This is a genomic window from Streptomyces sp. NPDC004561 (assembly GCF_053602155.1).
The window spans coordinates 1-4,919 of sequence record NZ_JBSGDB010000593.1; the positions used below are offsets into that span (position 1 = coordinate 1).

General features: G+C 66.6%; 5 protein-coding genes and 1 pseudogene. 3 read left to right on the plus strand and 3 right to left on the minus strand.

From position 1 onward, the window contains the following. The first annotated feature begins 132 nt into the window (after positions 1 to 132). Entirely contained in the window at positions 133 to 459 is a 327-nt protein-coding gene (locus tag ACWEN3_RS41490) for a hypothetical protein (protein ID WP_452982408.1), read from the plus strand. Between the two features lie 221 nt (positions 460 to 680). Then, complete coding sequence (locus ACWEN3_RS41495; RefSeq protein WP_452982412.1) at positions 681 to 1,223, plus strand: GNAT family N-acetyltransferase; 543 nt, start codon at positions 681 to 683, stop codon at positions 1,221 to 1,223. On the opposite strand, the pseudogene ACWEN3_RS41500 reads toward ACWEN3_RS41495, so the two are convergent. The 3 genes and pseudogenes from ACWEN3_RS41500 to ACWEN3_RS41510 all read right to left on the minus strand — a co-directional run. Beyond that, positions 1,207 to 1,677 (minus strand): annotated as a pseudogene (locus ACWEN3_RS41500) (transposase); the annotation flags it as partial. The gene ACWEN3_RS41495 and the pseudogene ACWEN3_RS41500 sit on opposite strands and share 17 nt — an antisense overlap. Before the next feature lie 20 nt (positions 1,678 to 1,697). Continuing rightward, complete coding sequence (locus tag ACWEN3_RS41505) at positions 1,698 to 2,468, minus strand: hypothetical protein (RefSeq protein WP_452982415.1); 771 nt, start codon at positions 2,466 to 2,468, stop codon at positions 1,698 to 1,700. A 706-nt stretch (positions 2,469 to 3,174) separates the two neighbouring features. After that, the gene (locus ACWEN3_RS41510; protein WP_452982418.1) at positions 3,175 to 3,738 is read right to left on the minus strand and encodes a hypothetical protein; all 564 of its coding nucleotides are present in this window, start codon (positions 3,736 to 3,738) and stop codon (positions 3,175 to 3,177) included. Between the two features lie 509 nt (positions 3,739 to 4,247). Between ACWEN3_RS41510 and ACWEN3_RS41515 the strand changes: the two genes are divergently transcribed. Continuing rightward, positions 4,248 to 4,586 (plus strand): hypothetical protein, encoded by a 339-nt coding sequence (locus ACWEN3_RS41515; RefSeq protein WP_452982421.1) that lies wholly within the window; start codon positions 4,248 to 4,250, stop codon positions 4,584 to 4,586. The last annotated feature ends 333 nt before the right edge of the window (positions 4,587 to 4,919 follow it).

Consider the following 4,919-nt stretch of genomic DNA (forward strand, 5'->3'; position numbering starts at 1 on the left):
CTGCATCGTCGAGACCGTCGTCCTGGCTTATCTGATCCCCTGGCCGGTGGTGCACGTGGCCACGCTCGTCCTGGACATCTGGGCTGCTACTTCCTTCTCGCCCTGCATGCCTCCTGCGTGGTCCGCCCGCATGTGATCGGGGCCGATGGCTCGCTGCGCCTGCGCTACAGCGCTCTGCTGGACATCCGCATCCCGGCCGACCGCACAGCCTCCGTCCGTCTGGACCGGAGATTTTTGAATGGCAAGCCGGCCGCCGCAGACGAGAGCGGCGTGGCCGTGGCCGGCCTGACGACGGTCACCGTCGAACTCACCGAGCCGGTTCGGTACGTACGCGTCCTTGGTAAGCATGCCGAGGCCCGCGCCTTCCGCTTCTACGCGGACGACCCCGTGTCCGCGGTCACAGCGTTGAGGGTGGACGGCAAGTCTTCCTCTGACTCCCTCACTGCCTCGGGCCCGTAGCCGACGGCGTCCAGAAGGAGGAGTCCAGGGTGGCGTTGGTCAGGACATGGCGGCCGGACCGCTTGTGGTGGTTAAGTGACGGCACGTCAGCAGCGTTGCAAGGAGCCACTGTTGAGCCGGGCCATCAGCTCCCGGTTGGTAACCCGCGCATCTTCTAGGGCGTATATCGAAAGTGCCTGGTGAGGATGGCGGAGAGCCCATTTGTGATCCAGAATGATTGGATGGTCACGCTTGAGACTCCCCGTTTGATCCTGCGTCGCTGGCGCGAGGAAGACGTTGCGCCCATGGCTGCCGTCAATGCCGACCCCGAGGTCATGCGGTGGATCCGTGACGGCAGCGTCCGTGACGAACAGCAGACTCGCAGCGGGGTCCAGGCATGGGAGAGCGAGTGGGAGTCACAGGGCTTCGGCCTGTTCGCCGTGGAGATCCGGTCCACTGGCGAGCTGGCCGGATTCACCGGCTTTTCGGTGCCCGACTACTTGCCGGAGGTACTGCCGGCGGTTGAGGTCGGCTGGCGGCTGGGACGTTCCCACTGGGGGCAGGGCTTGGCCACCGAGGCCGCTGCGGCCGCTGTACGGTTCGGGTTCGAAGAGCGAGGGCTGGAGCGGATCGTCAGCATCACTCAAGTGGGCAACGACGCCTCCGAACGGATCATGACCAGACTGGGGATGCATCCGGTCCGTGAGACCGTCCATCCCACCTGCGGTCGGCGAGTACGGGTGTTCGAGTTGTCGTCGGACCAGTACGTCACCACCACTCGTTGATGGCGGCAATGAGGACGGGAGCCTCGTAGCGGACCGCGAGTTTGTCGTACCTGGTGGCCACCGCTCGATGTCTCTTGAGGCGACTGATGCCGCACTCGACCGCGTGCCGGGCCTTGTAGTCTTCTGGGTCGAACTTCGGTGGCCGGCCACCACTGGACCCGCGCTTCTTGCCGTTGCGGACCTGGTCGGCCTTATCCGGAATGGTGCAGCGGATACCGCGATGCCGCAGGTAGACGCGGTTCTAGTGGGACGCGTACGCATTGTCCGCCCGCACCCGTCGCGGGCGCACGCGGGGCCTGCCGCACCCCAGTCGTGGCACCCGGATGCGGCCCAGCACGACCTCGAACTGCAGAGAATCCCCACGCTGCCCATCCGTGATCACGATGGACATGGGCTGCCTCTGTTCGACGGCCAGGTTGAGCTTGGTGGTGAGACCGCCGCGGGAGCGTCCAGGCTTGCGCGCACGATCACCGGTCAATCGACTCCTCGGAGGAAGAAGCCCGGATCTCTTACGGCCACTGTGGACGCCAGGGCGCGCAGTTCGCCATCCGTGATGTGCGTTCCGTACGAAGCGAGCACGGTCATGGCACCATTCCGGCGCACGAAGTAGAAGACCGCGTACTGCCTGACTGTGCGCCAGGTGTTGGGGCCTACCAGCTGGCACGGCATGTGGTACAGGGGGCCGCTATCGCCTTGCGCCTCGCAGACCGGTGGGCGGAAACCGGACTCCACCGGTGCCACGGTCACATGGACTGCCCAGCCGTTCGGATCGTTGGCGTCGACGCCGGCCCGCTCGGGCCACAGGCGGTAGACGAGCTCATGACCGTACCGAGTGGCCCATGGATGGTCGAGGCGGTAACCGGTGACGTCGGGCGCAAGCAGGGGAACGCCGGCATCCACGAGTTCACTGCGCTTGCTCGCTTCCGTGCGGTGGTCGCCCACGAGCCCCGAAAGCGGCCACAACAGAGCAAGAGCAATAAGCAGCACGATCCGGGGCCGCCAGAAGACGGGACGGGGCGCGGTCAGGACAGTGGCCAGTGCGAACAGGGCGGCCGAGACCAGCGGGAGAACGGCTGTCGGCAGGTTCCCGAAGAGCGCCCGATCGTTCAGCTCGGCCCCGAACCAGAAGAGCAGGCTGGTGAGCACGGCAACCCGCCAGGCCGGCCGGACACCCGCCATTCGCAGCAGTAGCCAGCTCATCAGGAAGCCGACCACCGCTGCCACTCTGAGCAGCAGAAGCGCCAACCCCAGGCATCCCCACTCCTGTTGACCGCACGGGAGGATTCCGTCCAAGGGCCAAGTGGAAAGCGCGGCGGCAAGCACTATCAAAGCTGTTCCGAGTCCGGCTCCGACCGCCGACGACCTGGCCACACGGGTTCCCAGGAAAGAGCGCCACTGAGTGCGTCCCCGATCGTCTCCAGTTCGTACGGATGCCATCTTCTCTTGCCGTCCCCTCTGTGAGCCTGCCCCGGAGGTCGATCATGGGTGCGCGAGAGAGGGCGTGACATGAGTATGCGTACTCAACTGACTTGCGCACTTGGCGCGTTGACCAGTGAGCGGCCGTTATGGCGGTGCCTCACGACGTGCGCCGACAGCCTTGGTCGCCAGGCTTCCGCGAACTTGGCCGGCGCTGAAGGCCGGGCTGCATTGCCGCGGGATCGCCGGGTGGCTGCGCATCGACAAAGGGCTGGCCACTCCGCACCGAGCAATGGTCAGGACCTGTGGATCAGCCTCGGGAGGACGTGCCTTCCCAGGTGATTGATCGATAGGTCACCGGGTACATCGATCAAGGCGTACTCGGTGATCGCATCGCGGAGAATGAACAGCAACGGAGACAACTCAAGACGTTGACCGTTGGGTGGCCCGGCGACCGGGGCCGCCAGTGTCTCCAGTCCACCGAGGTGCCCTTCCGACTTTCCGGCCGGGCACCTCGCTCGCAGAAGACCAGAACCTACTTGGTCACCCTGATCTGTTGAAGCGGCGGCTGGTTCAGCTTGAGGTCAGCCGAGGTTCCACCACCGGACTTCGTCACCACCGACCACGACTGCGGCGCCTCACCCTCGAAGTGCCACAGACCGGTCTTCGCCGACGATGCGAAGGTGATCCGGGTCAGTTGGTGGTTCCACACCCCCGACGGCACCATCACACCGCGCCCGGGAACGTCCCAGATCTGGTTCGAGTTGTGGTTCAGCCGTTCATCCGACGGCACCCACCGCTTCTTCGCCGAGTCGTACCAGGTCACCGTCACGCCCGGCGCCGATTCTCCGCGAGCGTTCACACCCGCTGGGTTCCAGAAGTGCAGCCCGTACGAGTAGGCGTCCACGTAGTACGGGGAGTACTGACGAAACCACAGCTCCACTGTGATCGTCCGCCCGCGGTGCACACTCTTCGGCACGCCGGTCACTCGCCCGAACTGCAACGTCCCCGCATACCCCGCCGCGTTCGCCGACCCGGCGCCGAACGCCACCAACGCGGCCCCGGCAGCCACACCAGCCGCAAGCCGCCGCAACGACACCCTCACCCTCAACCCCCTTCAAGAGCAATGATCGAACGCGGATCGTACACCGCCCCAGACAGGGGGCAGCCGTCGCCGATCACGGGCGAGACGGTGCGACTGAGCGCCCAAGTGGGCACCGTTCGCCGGATAGGTACTCAGAGCCTCAGAGAGACCTGAAAACTCTCCGGGCACTGTGGCCCTTCTGAGTACGAGACTGAGTACGGCGACGGTGCCGTCGGCCTGGGTGGTGGTGTTCGGATGGCTTCATGACGCCGACTCCTTCCGCCGCTTTCGCGGCGTACGCTTTCCGCCGCCGGTTCAGGGCCCTGGGGCTTTCCGTTGCGGGGGCCGTTGTGGTGTTCCCGCTCGTGGGCTGCAGCGCCGTGGTGGGCGGTCCAGTCCGTTCCGAGGCGCAGTTTCTGGAGCACGTACGCGACACGCAGGCCGCCGGCGAGGACACAGTTCGCTTCCTGGGCTCGGATCCGGACTCCGTGATCCTGGGAAAGTCCAGGGCGAGCTCATCCTGCGTGGACGACTTCGGTGTCGACCGGGGTGACACCTACCGGGACCAGCCGTCCGTCTCCTGGGCCCCGGATTTCAAGGACGGCGACGCCGGGTATCGCGCGGCGGTCGCCGACCTTCGCAGGCGGTGGTCCGCGTGGGGATGGAAGGTGACGACGAAGCCGGAGACCGACCCGGCCTCCGGCAAAGCGACCAGTCTGCAAGAGATCCGCACCACCGACGACCACGGCGTCGCGATATCACTGAGCCCCGGCCGACGTACCGGCGAGGGACTGGTCGTCGCCGACGGCGGCTGCGTCCGCCACGACGGCCACTGGGACACAGACGACTGGAGCCTCTACTGATGGACCCGACCGCTCCGGCGACGTGTACGTCGTGATGTGGCCGTAGAGCTGGGCCGTTGCCCGCGTCGTAGGACCGTTTGGCCTCCGCCCGGTAGCGCCACCGACAGGCCGCCCGCGGCCAGGCCATGGGCGCGGGCGGCGCCACCGTCGCTCCCGCCGACTGGGCTTACTTGACGGGTCAGAGCCGCCAGCGACGGATCAGGGCCGCACACGCGTACACGTCCGCGCGTCCCGCGCGGACGTCCTTCGCGAGTGCCGGTGCGCGCGGACCGGCCCGGCTTCCTGGGCACCAGCGGGTACGGCGCCCTGGACAACGTCAGTGTGCTCAGCGCC